A 15,299-nucleotide genomic window follows, 5' to 3' on the forward strand; every position below is an offset into this window, starting at 1 on the left:
CGTCACGTCGGGGTGACGGGCTCAGCTCGCAGTGGTGATCTCGCGCTTCTCCTTGATCTTCGCGGCCTTGCCGCGCAGGTCACGGAGGTAGTACAGCTTGGCGCGACGCACGTCACCGCGCGAGAAGACCTCGATCTTCTCGATGTTCGGGGTGTGCACCGGGAAGGTGCGCTCCACGCCGACGCCGAAGGACACCTTGCGGACCGTGAAGGTCTCGCGGGCGCCCGCACCCTGACGGCGGATGACGACGCCCTGGAACACCTGGACCCGAGAGCGGCTGCCCTCGATGACCTTCACGTGCACCTTGAGCGTGTCACCCGGCCGGAAGGCGGGGATGTCGGAGCGCAGGATCTGTGCGTCCAGGTCGTCCAGGGTGTTCATCGCGCGGGTCCGTCCTCGTCCAGATGGTTCGTCAAGCTTCGCCGGTCAGGTCACGTGCCGGGGCGCCGGTCCTCGCAAGGGGAGGCGCCGACACAGCACGGTACGGCGCTGGCAACTCATCCATAGTGCCAGACGCCTTCTACGGGCGTTCACCCAGGGCGTCCAGCACCGCCCGATCGGCCTCGTCGAGGGCGTCCGGCGGCAGCGCGGCGAGCAGGTCGGGGCGCAGGCGCGCCGTGCGTTCGAGAGCCCGGTCACGCCGCCACCGGTCGACGGCGGCGTGGTCGCCGCTGCGCAGCACCGGCGGCACGGGCAGGTCCCGCCACACCTCCGGGCGGGTGTAGGCCGGGCCCTCGAGCAGGCCGTCGGAGAAGGAGTCCTCGGCCGCCGAGCGCGGGTTGCCCAGCACCCCGGGCAGCAGCCGGACCACGGCCTCGACCATGACCAGGACCGCGACCTCGCCGCCGACCAGGACGTAGTCGCCGATGCTGACCTCGTCGACCGGCATCCGCTGCGCGTAGTGGTCGACGACGCGCTGGTCGATGCCCTCGTAGCGGCCGCAGGCGAAGACCAGCCGCTCCGCGCTCGTCCACTCGTGCGCCAGCTGCTGGGTGAACGGGCGCCCCGCGGGTGTCGGGACCACCAGCCGCGCCGGTGAGTCGATCACGGGACCGATCACACTGTCGAGCGCCTCTCCCCACACCTGCGGCTTCATGACCATGCCGGGCCCGCCGCCGTAGGGCGAGTCGTCGACGGCCTGGTGCACGTCGTGCGTCCAGTCCCGCAGGTCGTGCACGGCGACCTCGATCAGCCCCCGGTCGATCGCCCGACCGAGCAGCGCCTCGCGCAGCGGCGCAAGGTAGCTCGGGAAAATCGTCACGACGTCGATCCGCACCTCGCGGATCCTGCCAAAGGAGGTCGGGTGTCCTCGCTGTGGTCCTCCGACACGCAGTGGTCGCTGCTGCTGCCGGTGCTGCTCGCCCTGGTGCTCACCACGGTCATCGGGCTGGAACGGGAGGCGGGCGCCAAGAGCGCGGGCCTGCGCACCCACACCCTGGTCGGCGTCGGCGCGGCCGTGTTCATGCTGGTCAGCAAGTACGGCTTCGACGACCTGCTGGGCACCGACCACGTCGCACTGGACCCGTCCCGGATCGGGGCGCAGATCGTGTCCGGGATCGGGTTCATCGGCGCCGGGTTGATCTTCGTCCGCCAGGACGCCGTCCGCGGGCTGACGACGGCGGCGACCATCTGGCTCGCCGCGGGCATCGGCACCGCCTGCGGCGCGGGGCTGCCCGTGCTGGCGGTCGCCGCGACCGCGGGCCACTTCGTGGTGACGCGCGGCCTGCTCCCGCTGGCCAGGGCGACCCAGCGCCGCCGCCGCGACCCGCCGGTGCTGCACCTGCGCTACGCCGACGGCCAGGGCATCCTCCGCACCGTCGTGCAGCTGTGCACCCGCCGCGGCTGGGCCGTGCAGGACCTGGAGATCGCCCGGGAGAGCACCGCCGACACCGCGGCGGTGACCCTGCGCCTGACGGGCCGCGGCGATCTCACCGCCCTGGCGACCGAGCTGTCCGAGATCGACGGCGTCCGGTCCGCCCGCACCGGCCACGAGGACACCTTCGAGGAGGAGTGAGCGGACCGGTCCGACGGCGCTCGTGCGACACCCGTCAGCTCGCCTCCTCCAGCGACGCGACCGCCTCCCGCATCCCCTCCAGCGTCACGCCGCGGGCCTCGAGGATCTCCTGCGCACCCCCGCCCGCGTGCAGCAGCCCGAGCAGGATGTGCTCGCTGCGGATCTCCTTGTGCGTGAGCCGCAGCGCCTCCCGCAGCGACAGCTCGAGCGCCTTCTTGGCCGCCGCGTCGAACGGGATGTGCCCGAACAGCCGCCGCTGCTTGCCCGCCTGGGTGCGTTCCAGCGCCCCCGGGCCGAAGGTCTCCTCGGCCTGGCGCCGCACCTCGTCGAGGTCGATGCCCAGCACGGCCAGCTTGCCCGCGTCCGGCGCGCCGGTGGTGCGCGCGCGGCGGTCGGCCTCCTCCTCCACCGCCTCCCGCTCGACGCCGGCGCGCCGCAGCAGGCCCGCCGCCGCGCCGTCGAGCGGGAGGTAGAGGCTGAGCAGCAGGTTCTCCGTCCGGATCTCCGGCTGCCTGCGCTCGCGCGCGTCCTCCTGGGCCTGCACCACGGCCTGTCGGGCCGTCACCGTGAACCTCTCGAACATCCGTGATCCCCCTCAGTAGCCGAGTCGGCGGTACTTCTTGTGCACCGCCTGCTTGCTCACCTGCAGCACGCCCGCGATCTGCGCCCAGGACCAGCCCTGGGCGCGGGCGTTGCCGACCTGGAGCTCCTCCAGGGACTCCTGCAGCGCTCGGAGCGCTGCCACCGCCGCCAGGCCGACGTGCGGGTCCTTGCTGGACGCCGCTGCGGCCACCGCTGTCGCTTCCGCCATGCCGTCAACCTACGTTGACGAACCGCTGGCGTCAACCAAAGTTGACGACACGGGCACGAAAAAAGGGGCCCACGGCCGTGGGCCCCTCTCTCGGGCGCTGTTCTCGGGCGCTCCTCAGACGTCCAGGTCCAGCAGCCCCTCGGGCGGCGCGACGACGACCCTCCCGCCGGGAAGGTCGATGATCGGGACGATCTCGGTGACGAACGGGACCAACGCGTCCGGACGGCCCTCGCGCGCGACCGCGAGCAGGTCACCGCCCGGACCGAGCACCACCTCGCGCACGGTCCCGATCACGGTGCCGTCCGCCAGCTCGGCGCGCAGGCCCTCGAGCTGGTGGGCGTGGAACTCGTCCGGGTCCTCGGGGGCGGGCAGCTCGGCGGCGGGCAGCAGGAGCTGCAGACCGCGCAGCTCCTCGGCCGTGGTCCGGTCCGGCGCCTCCCGGAAGCGGACGAGCAGCCGCCCCGAATGGGGTCGGCTGCCCTCGACGGTCAACGTCCGATCCGGGGTGCCGGGCCTGCGGGCCCGCAGCACGGACCCCGCGGCGAACCGCACCTCGGGCGAGTCGGTCCGGACCTCCACCGCGAGCTCGCCACGCAGGCCGTGGGCCTTGGCGACGATCCCGACGAGGACGTCCCCGGCCGGAGCCGGGGACGTGGCGGCCGCCGGGGCCGGCTTGCGCAGGCCCGCCGACGTGCGGCGCGGCCTGCCCGAGGGGGTCCTACCGGTCGGTGTCGACGACATCGACCCGCACGCCCCGTCCGCCGATGCCCCCCATGACGGTGCGCAGGGCGGTGGCGGTGCGCCCGCCCCGGCCGATCACCTTACCGAGGTCCTCGGGGTGCACCCGGACCTCGAGCGTGCGACCGCGCCGGTTGGTGACGAGCTCGACCCGCACCTCCTCCGGGTGGTCGACGATCCCCCGGACCAGGTGCTCCAGCGCGTCCGCCAGCACGCTCACGCCTCAGACGGTGCAGCCGACTCGGCGGACTCCGCCGCCTCGTCGGTCTTCTCGGCCTTGGGAGCCTTCTTCTTCGGCGTGGTGGCCTCGGTGGTGGGCTCCTCGCCCGCGGCGGCGAGCGCGGCGTTGAACAGCGCCAGCTTGTCGACCTTCTCCGGCTGCGGCTTGAGGGTGCCCTCGGTGCCCGGCAGGCCCTTGAACTTCTGCCAGTCGCCGGTGATCTCGAGCAGGTGCTGCACCGGCTCGGTCGGCAGCGCGCCGACGCCCAGCCAGTACTGCGCGCGCTCGGAGTCGATCTCGATGAGGCTCGGCTGGTTCTTGGGGTGGTACTTGCCGATCGTCTCGATGGCGCGCCCGTTGCGGCGGGTGCGCGAGTCGGCGACGACGACGCGGTAGTACGGCTGACGGATCTTGCCCAGACGCATCAGCTTGATCTTGACGGCCACGCTTCTTGTGCTCCTCGCGGATCGTGTGTGCTGCTCGAGAGTCAGCGCTGGACCGCGTGGGGTACGGCTCGCTCACTCGTGTGTCTGCTCGGCCGCGGCATCGGTAGAGGGCCGGCCACGGACCTGACGCACCATTCTGCCAGACGGGCTTCAGCCCAGCGGTACCCCACCTGTCAACGCGAGCGCGAGGGCCAGCGCCGGGACCAGGTTGTTGACCTGGTGGGCGACGATGCCGGCGGGCAGCCTGCCGGTGAACACCCGGGCCAGGCCGATCGGGATCGCCACGACCAGCAGCAACGGCGTGCGGGTGAGCTCCAGGTGCGCCACGGCGAACAGCACCGTGGTGATCGCGAAGGCCACCCAGCGGTTCGCGCCGTGCTTCGTCACCGCACCCCAGAGCAGCCCGCGGTAGACGATCTCCTCACAGATCGGTGCCACGAACGCGACCAGCAGGAACACCAGCAGGGCGACGGGCCAGCCGACCTCGATGCCGTCGAACGCCTGCCCCACGGCCGTGGTCGCGTTGTCCTCCCCCACCACCGCCACGTACACCAGCGACGCCGGGATGCTCAGGAGCAGCCCGCCGAAGCCGAACAGCAGACCGCGGCCGACGTCCGCCGCCGACCAGCGCAGGCCCAGGTCGACCGCCGGCCCGTTGCCGCGCCAGCGCGTGATCAGCACGGCGGTGCCCGCGGCGAGGATCGTCGGGATCGACAGCCCCAGGATCACCGCGAGCGCCGTCGGCCCCTCGGGCCCGATCAGGAACCACCCGATCGCGAACGAGGAGGCGAGGAAGAGGATCTCCACCCCGACGTAGGACCACAGGCCCCATCGGTGCCGGGGCGGCGCCTCGACGGCCCGTTCCTCGGGAGGCAGGCCTGCAGGCGCCCCGTCCGGACCGGCGACGGGCTCGACGAGGCGCGGGTCGGAGGAATCGGGCTGGCCCACGATCACGACGCTACCGCCGCCCGGATCCCGGCGCCCGCCCCACCTCGTGAGCGGCGATCGTCGCCCTGGCGACGATCGCCGCTCACGGGATCAGTAGGGGTGACCACCCAGCAGCACGAGGACGGGCTCGCGGAGCACCTCGGGGTCGACACGGGGATCCGACCGGTACACCACGAGATCGGCAGGCGCCCCCGGCTCCAACAGCGGCCGCCCCAGCCACTCCCGGGCCGTCCAGGACGCCGCGCCCACCGGGTCGGGATGGCCCGCCGCCCGCAGCGCGAGGACCTCGTCCGCGATCCGGCCGTGGGCGATCCCGCCGCCGGCGTCCGTCCCCGCGAAGACGGGCACGCCGGCGTCCATCGCGGCACCGACGGTGTCCCGCACGCGTCGGTGCAGGTCCCGCATGTGCTCGGCGTAGACCGGGTACTTCCCGGCGCCCGCGGCGATGCCCGGGAAGGTCTCGATGTTGATCAACGTGGGGACCAGGGCGGTGCCGTGGGCGACCATCGCGGCGATCAGGTCCTCGGTGAGGCCCGTGCCGTGCTCCAGGCAGTCGATGCCGGCCTCGATGAGGCCGGGCAGGGCGTCCGTGCCGAACACGTGCGCCGTCACCCGGGCGCCGTGGGAGTGGGCGACGTCGATCGCGGCCTTCAGCACGTCGTCCGGCCAGAGCGGCGCGAGGTCCCCCTCACCCCGGTCGATCCAGTCCCCCACCAGCTTCACCCAGCCGTCACCCGTGGTCGCGGCCGCGGCGACCGCGTCCGGCAGCAGGGCGGGATCGTCCAGGTCGAGCGCCAGCCCGGGGATGTAGCGCTTCGGCCGGGCGAGGTGCCGGGCGGCGCGGATGATCTCCGGGAGGTCCGGCCTGCCCCGCAGCGACGACGTGTCGGTGGGCGAGCCGCAGTCCCGCAGCAGCAGCGCCCCCGCCGAGCGCTCGGCGACCGCCTGCTCCTCGCACTGCTCCAGGGTCGCGGGCACCCCGCCGGTCGCGATGCCGACGTGACAGTGGGCGTCCACCAGCCCGGGGACGATGAACGGCGCGTCGATCACCTCGGCGCCGGCGACCGGGTCGGCCTGCACGACCCCGTCGGCGACGACCAGGTCCCGGCGCCCGTCCGGCAGGACCGTCCCCCGCAGGTGCAGTGTCGGACCCGGCACTACTTGCCCTTCTTGTCCCCGAAGTTCAGCCTGCTGATGTCGAAGTCCGCGGGCAGCCCGTCGAGCCCCGGCGGCAGCTGCTGCAGGCTCGGCGGCATCTGGGACAGGTCCGCGCCGAACGGGTTCGCGGGGGCGCGGTTGGGCCTGCCGCCGCCCTTCTTCGCCTGCTTGGCCTTGCGCTTGTTCTTCGCCTGCTTGCGCGTCGCGGAGCGCCCGGCGCCACCGAAGCCGAACTGCCCGGCCATCTGCTTCATCTGCTTGCGGGCCTCGAAGAAGCGGTTGACCAGGTCGTTGACGTCCGACACGGTCACCCCGGAACCGTTGGCGATGCGCAGCCTGCGCGACCCGTTGATGATCTTCGGGTCGTCCCGCTCGGCGGGGGTCATGCCGCGGATGATCGCCTGCAGCTTGTCCAGCTGCTTGTCGTCGACCTGGGCGAGCGCCTCCTTCATCTGCGCCGAGTTGGCGCCGGGGAGCATGCCCAGGATGTTGCCGATCGGCCCCATCTTGCGGATGGCCAGCATCTGCTCGAGGAAGTCCTCGAGGGTCAGCTCGCCGGTGGAGATCTTCTGCGCGGCCTTCTGCGACTGCTCGTGGTCGAAGACCTGCTCGGCCTGCTCGATCAGGGTCAGCAGGTCGCCCATGCCCAGGATGCGCGAGGCCATCCGGTCCGGGTGGAAGACGTCGAAGTCCTCGAGCTTCTCCCCGTTCGACGCGAACAGGATCGGCTGGCCGGTGACCTCGCGGACGCTCAGCGCGGCACCACCGCGGGCGTCCCCGTCGAGCTTGGTGAGCACGACGCCGGAGAACCCGACCCCGTCCCGGAACGCCTCGGCCGTGGCCACCGCGTCCTGACCGATCATGGCGTCGACCACGAACAGGGTCTCGTCCGGCTGCACGGCGGCCTTGATGTCCGACGCCTGCCGCATCAGCTCGGCGTCCACGCCGAGCCGGCCCGCGGTGTCGACGATGACGATGTCGTACTGCTTCTCCCGCGCGTACGCGATGCCGCGGCGGGCCACGTCCACCGGGTCGCCGACCCCGTTGCCGGGCTCGGGCGCGAAGGTCGGGACGCCCGCGCGCTCACCGACGATCTGCAGCTGGTTGACCGCGTTGGGGCGCTGCAGGTCGCAGGCCACCAGCAACGGGGTGTGCCCCTGCCCGCCGAGGAACTTGGCGAGCTTGCCCGCGAGCGTGGTCTTACCGGAACCCTGCAGACCGGCGAGCATGATCACGCTCGGCGGCTCCTTGGCCAGCGCGAGCCGCCGGGTCTCCCCGCCGAGGATGCCGACGAGCTCCTCGTTGACGATCTTGACGACCTGCTGGGCCGGGTTCAGCGCCTGGCTGACCTCGGCGCCCTTGGCCCGCTCCTTGACCCGCGCGATGAACGACCGGACCACCGGCAGCGCGACGTCGGCCTCCAGCAGCGCGATCCGGATCTCGCGCGCCGTGGTGTCGATGTCGGCGTCGGACAGCCGTCCCTTGCCGCGCAGGTCGCGCAGCGCTCCGGACAGGCGGTCGCTCAGGGTGTCGAACACGCCTCCCAGGTTACTTGGCCTGGTCCCGCTCCCGCAGACGGTCCAGCACCAGACCCCGGGAGGCGGCGCGGCGGTCCAGCGCCGTCACCGAGACCCAGCGCTCGCCGAGCCCGCCGCCCCGGATCCGCTCGGCGACCCCGGAGGCCCGGGCGACGTGCCGGGCGAAGGAGCCGCGCTCGACCATCCGGCCGCGGGCGGCCTGCCCGCGCAGCGCCTCCGCCGCAGGCGCCTCGATCCACAGCAGGTGGGGCTCCCGTCCGGTCGCGAGCGCCAACGCGCGCACGGCGCGCCGCAGGCCCGCTCCCGTGGCGGGCAGGTGCACGACGACGGTGGGCACCGCCCCGCAGGCCGCCCCGACCACCGCGAGCCGGTGCAGGAGGTGGACCCAGGGCCGCAGCCGGGTGTACGGCACGTCCGGCAGCAGCCGGCCGAGCCGGTCCCGCTGCACCTCCGAGTCCAGCACCCGCAGCGCGTCGCCGCGGGGCAACCGGCGCAGCACCGTGCTCTTCCCGGCGCCCGGCACGCCCGCGACCAGCAGCAACACCCGCCCCGGGAGCGCGAGGCGCACGGGGTGCCCCGGCGCGGGCAGGGCGCGGCGCGGGGTGTCGCCGGGCGCGGGCAGTGCGTGGATCACGGGAGACCAACGTCCGGTCCGTCCGCTTCGTTCCGCGTCGTTCCGCGTCGTTCCCGCGTCGGGTCGCGCACCCGCCTCAGCGGGCGGGGATCCTCCGTTCGCTCGCCGCGCCGAGGACGGCCTGCTCGATCCGGCGGCGGTCGCCCTTCAGGACGTGGCCGTCCGTACCCGAACCCGCCACCCCGAACGAGTCGACGACCGACGCGCCCAGGGTCTCCACCCGGGCCCATCGGATGTCGATCGCCTCCCCCTCCAGCGCCGCGGCGACCCGGTGGAGCAGCCCGATCCGGTTCCGCCCCCGCAGCTCCAGGACGACGGCGCCGGTGGCCTCGTCGTCGAACCAGAGCACCCGCGGCGGGGCGGTGCGCTCCGCGACCTCGGACGTGGGTGCGTAGTCGCGCTCCTTGCGCGCCAACGCCTCCGGCAGCTCGAGCCCGCCGTCGAGCACGCGGACCAGGTCCGCCCGCAACAGCGCCGGGTCCGGCAGCCCGCCGAAGCGCGGCGACACCGCGAAGCTGAACACCGCCACGACCGAGCCGCTCGGCGCGGTCTCGGTGTGCACCTCCGCGGCGTGGACCTCCAACGAGTGCAGGGCGAGCACGCCCGCGGCCGCCGACAGCACGCCCGGCCGGTCCGGGACGGCCGAGACGACCGTGGCCAGGTCGTCCTCGGCGAGCAGCCGCAGCTGCACGCCACCGTCGGCGCCGACGACCGCGACCAGCTCCTCCGCCGCCTTGGCCGCGGAGTCGGCGAGCTGCACGGGTCCGGGCGGCGGCTCGCCGATCATCCGGGCCCGGACGCGGGTCGCGAGGTCCCGGATCAGGGCGCGCTTCCACGGCGTCCACACCCCGGGGCCGGTGGCGAGCGAGTCGGCCTCGGCCAGCGCGTCGAGCAGGTCCAGGAGCAGCGGGTTCCCGTCCAGGGTCTCCGCGATCCGCGCGACGGTCGCCGGGTCCTCGGGGTCCCGCCGGGTCGCGGTGTGCGGGAGGAGCAGGTGGTGGCGGACCATCGCCCCGAGGGTGTCGACGTCGTGCGGGCCGAACCCGAGCCGCCGGCCGACCTGCACGGCCAGGGACTCCCCCACCACCGAGTGGTCGCCGCCGCGGCCCTTGCCGATGTCGTGCAGGAGCGCTCCGACCAGCAGCAGGTCCGGCCGGGACACGCGGGTGGTGAGCGCAGCCGCCCGCGCGCAGGCCTCGATCAGGTGCCGGTCCACGGTCCAGACGTGCGCCCGGTCCCGCGGGGGCAGGTCCCGCACCGCGCCCCACTCGGGGAACAGCCGGCCCCACAGGCCGGTGCGGTCGAGCGCCTCGACCACGTCGACCATGCCCTCGCCCGTGCCGAGCAGCGACAGCAGCTCCCCCAGCGCGGCGCGCGGCCACGGTTCGCGCAGCTCCGGAGCGGTCTCGGCCAGGCGGGCGAGGGTGCCCGCGGCGATCGGCAGCCCGGTCCGTGCGGCCACCGCCGCCACCCGCAGGACCAGCGCCGGGTCCCGGCTCGCGGCAGCGTCCCGGGCGAGGGTGACCTCCCCCGCGTGCTCCACGACGCCCGAGTCCAGCGGACGGCGCACGGGGGCGCGCCGCAGCGCGGACAGGCCGCGGCGCGGCAGCGCCGAGCGGGCCTGCCGCAACGCGACCTCGGCGGCGAAGGCGACCGCCCGCGCGGCCCCGGACACGGCCCGGGCCAGGTCGAACCGGTCGCCCAGCTCGAGCACGCCCGCGATCTCGTCCGCCTCCTGGGCGCGCAGCACGTCCCGGGCGCGCCCGGCGATCCGGTGCAGCTCGGTGCGGACGTCGAGCAGCAGCAGCCGCGCCTCGGCGACCTCGCCCGAGGGCCGGTCGACCAGCTGCGCGACGGCGAGGTGGTCCAGCAGCTGGACGTCTCGCAGGCCGCCGTGCCCGGACTTGAGATCCGGCTCGATGCGGTGCGCCACGTCGCCGACCTTGGCCCAGCGGTCCCGGGCGGAGTCCGCGATCTCGTCGAACCGGCTCCGCATGCCCGCCCGCCACGCCTGCCGGACGGCCTGCGCCACCTTCTCCGACAGGGCCGGGTCGCCTGCGATGTGCCGCAGCTCCAGCAGCCCGTACGCGGCCCGCAGGTCGGTCGCCGCGACCTGGACGGCCTGCCCGGGCGTGCGGACCGAGTGGTCGAGGCCGACCCCGGCGTCCCACAGCGGGTACCAGAGCTCCTCCGCCAACCGGTCCACGTCCTTGCGCCCGTCGTGGAGCAGCACGAGGTCCAGATCGGAGTAGGGGCAGAGCTCGCGCCTGCCGAGGGCCCCGACCGCGACGAGCGCCGCCCGGTCGGAGATGCCGATGGCCGTCGCGCGCGACGACAGCCAGAAGTCGTGCAGGTCGACCAGTGCGGTGCGCAACGCGTCCGGCGCCAGCCGTCGTCGTCCGCCGTGCTGGTCGAGCAGCACGGCCTTGGCCCTGACCAGGTCCTCGGCGGACCCTGATCCCCCCGAGGGCGTCACTGCGTTGATCACAGGGCGTCCGGGCCCCGCTCGCCGGTCCGCACGCGCACGACGGTCTCCAGCGGGACGACCCAGACCTTGCCGTCCCCGATCTTGCCGGTCCGCGACGCCTGGACGACCGTGTCGATGGTCTTCTCCAGGACGGTCTCGTCCACCACGATCTCGATCCGCACCTTGGGCACGAAGTCCACGTGGTAGTCCGCGCCCCGGTAGACCTCGGTGTGGCCGCGCTGGCGGCCGTAGCCCGTCACCTCGCTGACCGTCATGCCTGCGACGTCCAGGCGTTCGAGTCCGGCACGGACGTCGTCCAGCGCGAACGGCTTGACGATCGCCGTCACGAGCATCATCGGGAGCTCTCCGATCGGTGGTGGCGGGCGGAACCGGACAGACGGGAGGAATCACTCGTTCCCGCGAGACACCGCAGGCCCGCCGCGCCGCCGGAGCGGCGCAGCGGGCCCGGTGCCCGTGCGGGGGACTGACTCAGATGGCGTCGGTCCCGCGCTCGCCCGTCCGGACCCGGACGACGGTCTCGACCGGGGAGACCCAGACCTTCCCGTCGCCGATCTTGCCGGTGCGGGCGGCCTCGACGACCGCGTCGACCACCTTGTCCGCGAGGGTGTCGTCGGCGACGACCTCCACGCGCACCTTCGGCACGAAGTCGACCGAGTACTCGGCACCCCGGTAGACCTCGGTGTGGCCCTTCTGGCGGCCGTAGCCCTGGACCTCGGAGACGGTCATCCCGAGGACCCCGATCTGCTCGAGGGCGCCCTTGACGTCCTCCAGCACGAACGGCTTCACGATGGCGGTGATCAGCTTCATTCCTCAGCCCTCCTTGCCGGCGACGACCGACTGGGCACTCGCGGTGGCGGCGTCGGGACGCGGCGTCCCGGCGACACCCGCCAGACCGCGGTGGCTCGAGAAGTCGTACGCGGTCTCCGCGTGCTCCGACTCGTCGATCCCGGTGGCCTCGTCCTCGTCGCTGACGCGGATCTTGCCACCGAAGATGGCCTTCACGATCAGGGCGATGACGAAGGTCAGGATGCCCGAGTAGAGCAGGACGGCGAGCGCACCGACGACCTGGCGCCACAGCTGGTCGACACCGCCGCCGTAGAACAGGCCCGCGACACCGGCCGGGGAGCCCGGGTCGGCCAGGAAGCCGATCAGGACGGTGCCCAGGATGCCGCCGACGAGGTGGACGCCGACGACGTCGAGCGAGTCGTCGTAGCCGAAGCGGAACTTGAGGCCGACCGCGAGGGCACAGACGACACCGGCGATCGCGCCGAGCAGGATCGCACCCATCGGGGAGATCGAGGCGCAGGAGGGGGTGATCGCGACCAGACCCGCGACGATGCCGGAGGCGGCGCCGAGGCTGGTGGCCTTGCCGTCCCGGATGCGCTCGGTGGCGAGCCAGCCGAGCATCGCGGCACAGGTGGCGACGATCGTGTTGACCATCGCGAAGGCGGCGGTGCCGTTGGCACCCAGCGCCGACCCGGCGTTGAACCCGAACCACCCGAACCACAGGATGCCCGCACCCAGCATGACCAGGGTCAGGTTGTGCGGCCGCATGGGCTCACGCGGCCAGCCCTTGCGCTTGCCGAGCACGATGGCCAGGGCGAGCGCCGCGACACCGGCGTTGATGTGGACCGCCGTACCACCCGCGAAGTCGATCGCGGCCAGGTCGTTGGCGATCCAGCCGCCGACCACGCCCGCGTCGTCGTTCGAGAAGGCGAACACCCAGTGCGCGACCGGGAAGTAGACGATCGTGGCCCACAGCCCCGCGAAGAGCAGCCAGGCGCCGAACTTCATGCGGTCCGCCACCGCACCCGAGATCAGGGCGACGGTGATGATCGCGAACGTGGCCTGGAAGGCGACGAACACCAGGGCCGGGATGTCGGCCGAGAGCACGTAGGAGACCGAGTCGCCGGTGTAGCTGCCGACGAACAGGCCCTTGAGGCCCCAGGCCTCGAACGGGTTGCCCAGCAGGCCTGCGCCGACGTCGTTCCCGAACGCGATCGAGTAGCCGTACAGCACCCACAGGACGCCGATGAGCCCCATCGCGGACAGGCTCATCATCATCATGTTCAGGACGCTCTTGCTCCGGACCATGCCGCCGTAGAACAGCGCCAGTCCAGGGGTCATGAACAGGACCAGCGCGGTGCTGGCCAACATCCACGCGGTATTGCCGGTGTCGAGCCCTTCCACGGCTCTCCCTCCCTGTCGTCTACCGCCCCGACGGAGCAGTGGGTGCGCAGAGAATCGGACCACGATGTTTCGCGGAAGAGCGCTCCGTGTTTCAGCGACGTGAACCCGGCGGCCGAGCGAGTTACATCCACGTTTCGTTATCGGCCCGCGACCCAGCGTGAGCGCTGCGTGACGAGAACTGTGACCGTTTCGTGGCATTCGTCCCGGGCTCGCGACGCGGGGTGATTGGTCCGACCGCCGGGGCGCGTACTAGCCCAGAAGGGCGTCGACGAAGGCCGCGGGCTCGAAGGGGGCCAGGTCGTCGGACCCCTCGCCGAGGCCCACCAGCTTCACCGGGACGCCCAGCTCACGCTGCACGCGGAAGACGATGCCGCCCTTCGCCGTGCCGTCGAGCTTCGTCAGCGCGATGCCGGTGACCTTCACCACCTCGCCGAACACGCGGGCCTGGATCATGCCGTTCTGCCCGGTGGTGGCGTCGAGCACGAGGATGACCTCGTCCACCTCGGCCTGCTTCTCGACGACGCGCTTGACCTTGCCCAGCTCGTCCATCAGGCCGGTCTTGGTGTGCAGCCTGCCCGCGGTGTCGAGGAGCACGACGTCCGCGCCGTCCGCGGTCCCCCGCTTCACGGCGTCGAACGCCACCGCGGCCGGGTCCGCGCCCTCGGCCCCGCGCACCACGGCGGCGCCCGCGCGGTCGCCCCAGGTCGCGAGCTGCTCGGCGGCGGCGGCCCGGAAGGTGTCGGCCGCGCCGAGCACGACGGTCCGCCCGCCCGCGACCAGGACCCGGGCGAGCTTGCCGGTGGTGGTGGTCTTGCCGGTGCCGTTGACCCCGACCACCAGCAGCACGCCGGGCCGCCCGTCGTGCGGGAGGGCGCGGATGGAGCGGTCCATGTCGGGTCCGAGCGCGCCGATCAGCACCTCGCGCAGCAGGGCCTTCGCCTCGGCGGGGGTGCGAACGGCGCGGCGGGCCAGCTCGGTGCGCAGGGTCTCGACGATCTCGGCGGTCGTCTCCGGCCCGAGGTCGGCCTGCAGCAGGGTGGCCTCGACGTCCTCCCACGACTCCTCGTCGAGCTCGCCGCCGCCCAGCAGGCCCAGCAGGGACTGCCCGAAGGCGGAGCGGGAGCGGGCGAGGTTGCCGCGCAGCCGCTCGAGGCGGCCCTCGGCAGGGGCGATCTCCTCGGTGGGTGCGGCGGGGCGGGTGGGCGCGGGGGTGCCGGGCTCGGGGGCGGTGGGGGTCTCGGTGGTCGGGGCGTCCGGGGCCGGGATCCGGGTCGTCGGCGCGTCGGGTGCGGTCGGCGCGACGGCGGTCGCGGCGGGCGGGGCGGCTGCGGCCGGAACCTCCGCGGTCGGGGTGTCCGCGGGCGGTGCGGCCGTGGTCGGGGCCTCGGTGGTCGGGGCCTCGGTGGTCGGGGCCTCGGTGGTCGGGGCCTCGGTGGTCGGGGCCTCCGCGGCGGGGGGTTCGGCCGGGGTGACGGGGAGGCCGTCGGGCGGGGTGTCCGTGTCCGGTTCCCGGACGACCGCGATCCCCTCCGGGGGCGTGCGTGCCTCGGTCGCGGTGCCGCCGGTGGGCAGGCCGCGGGGCGGGGTGCGGACGTCGTCCGCGGTGCCGGTCAGCTCGTCACCCGGCGGGCGCTCGGTCGGCGTCCGCAGGGTCGGCGGGGTCCGCTCGCTCGGCTCAGACGGCTCCGACGGCTCCGACGGCTCGGTCGGCGCGGCGGGCTCGGTCCCGGTGACCTGCGTCGGGCCGGTCACGACGGTGCCCGGCCGCGGCGCGGGATCCGGCTCGGGCGCGGCCGCCTTCTCGGCTGCCTTCTCCGCGCTCTCCTCGGCGCTCGTCTCCGCGCTCGTCTCCGTGCTCTTCTCCGCGGGCGGCTCGACGGTCGCCGTGCCGCCCCCGGAGGTGAAGTCGAACCCGCTGCGGGCCGTGTAGGTGTTCCCCTGCCGCGGCTTCGGCTCCTCCGGGGTTTCGAGCTGCTCGGGCTCGCGGAGGGAGATCCTTCGGCGGCGGCTGATCGTGATGCCTGCGACCAGGGCGATCAACACGACCACCACAGCCACGACCACGACGGTCCAGAGGGTCTGCGTCGTCACCCCCCCAGCCTGTCAGACCCCGG

17 protein-coding genes are annotated in these 15,299 nt (G+C 73.7%); 1 reads left to right on the forward strand and 16 read right to left on the reverse strand.

The features are described from left to right. Positions 1 to 21 precede the first annotated feature (21 nt). Positions 22 to 381: a 50S ribosomal protein L19 gene (rplS, locus tag BLS43_RS08670; RefSeq protein ID WP_093079557.1), complete on the reverse strand. Its 360-nt coding sequence runs from the start codon at positions 379 to 381 to the stop codon at positions 22 to 24. A gap of 139 nt (positions 382 to 520) precedes the next feature. Beyond that, on the reverse strand, positions 521 to 1,276 hold the full coding sequence (gene trmD, locus BLS43_RS08675) for a tRNA (guanosine(37)-N1)-methyltransferase TrmD (protein ID WP_093079561.1): 756 nt from the start codon (positions 1,274 to 1,276) through the stop codon (positions 521 to 523). A 27-nt stretch (positions 1,277 to 1,303) separates the two neighbouring features. Between trmD and BLS43_RS08680 the strand changes: the two genes are divergently transcribed. Then, a complete protein-coding gene (locus tag BLS43_RS08680; protein ID WP_093079566.1) occupies positions 1,304 to 2,014 on the forward strand; it encodes an MgtC/SapB family protein in 711 nt (236 codons plus the stop codon). Between the two features lie 34 nt (positions 2,015 to 2,048). Here BLS43_RS08680 and BLS43_RS08685 read toward each other — a convergent pair whose 3' ends face one another. The 14 genes from BLS43_RS08685 to ftsY form a co-directional block, all read right to left on the reverse strand. Continuing rightward, positions 2,049 to 2,597 carry a Clp protease N-terminal domain-containing protein gene (locus tag BLS43_RS08685; protein ID WP_093079570.1) on the reverse strand — a complete coding sequence of 183 codons (549 nt, stop codon included), beginning with the start codon at positions 2,595 to 2,597 and terminating at the stop codon, positions 2,049 to 2,051. Positions 2,598 to 2,609: 12 nt separating this feature from the next. Next, positions 2,610 to 2,825, reverse strand: coding sequence for an AsnC family protein (locus BLS43_RS08690; RefSeq protein ID WP_093079575.1), 216 nt, complete (start codon positions 2,823 to 2,825; stop codon positions 2,610 to 2,612). 114 nt (positions 2,826 to 2,939) lie between these two features. Beyond that, positions 2,940 to 3,566 carry a ribosome maturation factor RimM gene (gene rimM, locus BLS43_RS08695; RefSeq protein WP_093079580.1) on the reverse strand — a complete coding sequence of 209 codons (627 nt, stop codon included), beginning with the start codon at positions 3,564 to 3,566 and terminating at the stop codon, positions 2,940 to 2,942. Next, positions 3,544 to 3,783 carry an RNA-binding protein gene (locus tag BLS43_RS08700; RefSeq protein ID WP_093079585.1) on the reverse strand — a complete coding sequence of 80 codons (240 nt, stop codon included), beginning with the start codon at positions 3,781 to 3,783 and terminating at the stop codon, positions 3,544 to 3,546. The genes rimM and BLS43_RS08700 overlap by 23 nt, the downstream gene beginning before the upstream one ends. Continuing rightward, positions 3,780 to 4,229, reverse strand: coding sequence for a 30S ribosomal protein S16 (rpsP, locus tag BLS43_RS08705; protein ID WP_093079590.1), 450 nt, complete (start codon positions 4,227 to 4,229; stop codon positions 3,780 to 3,782). Before rpsP ends, BLS43_RS08700 begins: the two co-directional genes overlap by 4 nt. Before the next feature lie 150 nt (positions 4,230 to 4,379). Then, positions 4,380 to 5,177, reverse strand: coding sequence for a CPBP family intramembrane glutamic endopeptidase (locus BLS43_RS08710; RefSeq protein ID WP_218129751.1), 798 nt, complete (start codon positions 5,175 to 5,177; stop codon positions 4,380 to 4,382). 90 nt (positions 5,178 to 5,267) lie between these two features. After that, complete coding sequence (locus tag BLS43_RS08715; protein WP_245707380.1) at positions 5,268 to 6,335, reverse strand: amidohydrolase family protein; 1,068 nt, start codon at positions 6,333 to 6,335, stop codon at positions 5,268 to 5,270. Next, positions 6,335 to 7,873 carry a signal recognition particle protein gene (gene ffh, locus BLS43_RS08720; RefSeq protein WP_093079595.1) on the reverse strand — a complete coding sequence of 513 codons (1,539 nt, stop codon included), beginning with the start codon at positions 7,871 to 7,873 and terminating at the stop codon, positions 6,335 to 6,337. The genes BLS43_RS08715 and ffh overlap by 1 nt, the downstream gene beginning before the upstream one ends. A gap of 10 nt (positions 7,874 to 7,883) precedes the next feature. Continuing rightward, positions 7,884 to 8,507 carry a P-loop nucleotide/nucleoside kinase family protein gene (locus BLS43_RS08725; RefSeq protein WP_093079600.1) on the reverse strand — a complete coding sequence of 208 codons (624 nt, stop codon included), beginning with the start codon at positions 8,505 to 8,507 and terminating at the stop codon, positions 7,884 to 7,886. A gap of 76 nt (positions 8,508 to 8,583) precedes the next feature. Next, positions 8,584 to 10,983, reverse strand: a complete 2,400-nt coding sequence (locus BLS43_RS08730; protein WP_218129752.1) for a [protein-PII] uridylyltransferase — start codon at positions 10,981 to 10,983, stop codon at positions 8,584 to 8,586. Positions 10,984 to 10,991: 8 nt separating this feature from the next. Then, a complete protein-coding gene (locus tag BLS43_RS08735; protein WP_093080064.1) occupies positions 10,992 to 11,330 on the reverse strand; it encodes a P-II family nitrogen regulator in 339 nt (112 codons plus the stop codon). Between the two features lie 133 nt (positions 11,331 to 11,463). Further along, entirely contained in the window at positions 11,464 to 11,802 is a 339-nt protein-coding gene (locus tag BLS43_RS08740) for a P-II family nitrogen regulator (RefSeq protein WP_093079604.1), read from the reverse strand. Between the two features lie 3 nt (positions 11,803 to 11,805). Further along, entirely contained in the window at positions 11,806 to 13,152 is a 1,347-nt protein-coding gene (locus BLS43_RS08745; RefSeq protein WP_093080068.1) for an ammonium transporter, read from the reverse strand. A 282-nt stretch (positions 13,153 to 13,434) separates the two neighbouring features. Continuing rightward, a complete protein-coding gene (gene ftsY / locus BLS43_RS08750) occupies positions 13,435 to 15,276 on the reverse strand; it encodes a signal recognition particle-docking protein FtsY (protein ID WP_218129753.1) in 1,842 nt (613 codons plus the stop codon). Positions 15,277 to 15,299 lie beyond the last annotated feature (23 nt).

It is taken from the genome of Pseudonocardia oroxyli (assembly GCF_900102195.1).
GTDB lineage: Bacteria > Actinomycetota > Actinomycetes > Mycobacteriales > Pseudonocardiaceae > Pseudonocardia > Pseudonocardia oroxyli.

Coding starts and splice junctions, on each gene's coding strand:
- BLS43_RS08745 (WP_093080068.1), bottom strand. CDS start 13,152: ATGTTGGCCAGCACCGCGCTGGTCCTGTTCATGACCCCTGGACTGGCG.
- BLS43_RS08740 (WP_093079604.1), bottom strand. CDS start 11,802: ATGAAGCTGATCACCGCCATCGTGAAGCCGTTCGTGCTGGAGGACGTC.
- BLS43_RS08685 (WP_093079570.1), bottom strand. CDS start 2,597: ATGTTCGAGAGGTTCACGGTGACGGCCCGACAGGCCGTGGTGCAGGCC.
- rplS (WP_093079557.1), bottom strand. CDS start 381: ATGAACACCCTGGACGACCTGGACGCACAGATCCTGCGCTCCGACATC.
- rimM (WP_093079580.1), bottom strand. CDS start 3,566: ATGTCGTCGACACCGACCGGTAGGACCCCCTCGGGCAGGCCGCGCCGC.
- BLS43_RS08735 (WP_093080064.1), bottom strand. CDS start 11,330: ATGATGCTCGTGACGGCGATCGTCAAGCCGTTCGCGCTGGACGACGTC.
- BLS43_RS08690 (WP_093079575.1), bottom strand. CDS start 2,825: ATGGCGGAAGCGACAGCGGTGGCCGCAGCGGCGTCCAGCAAGGACCCG.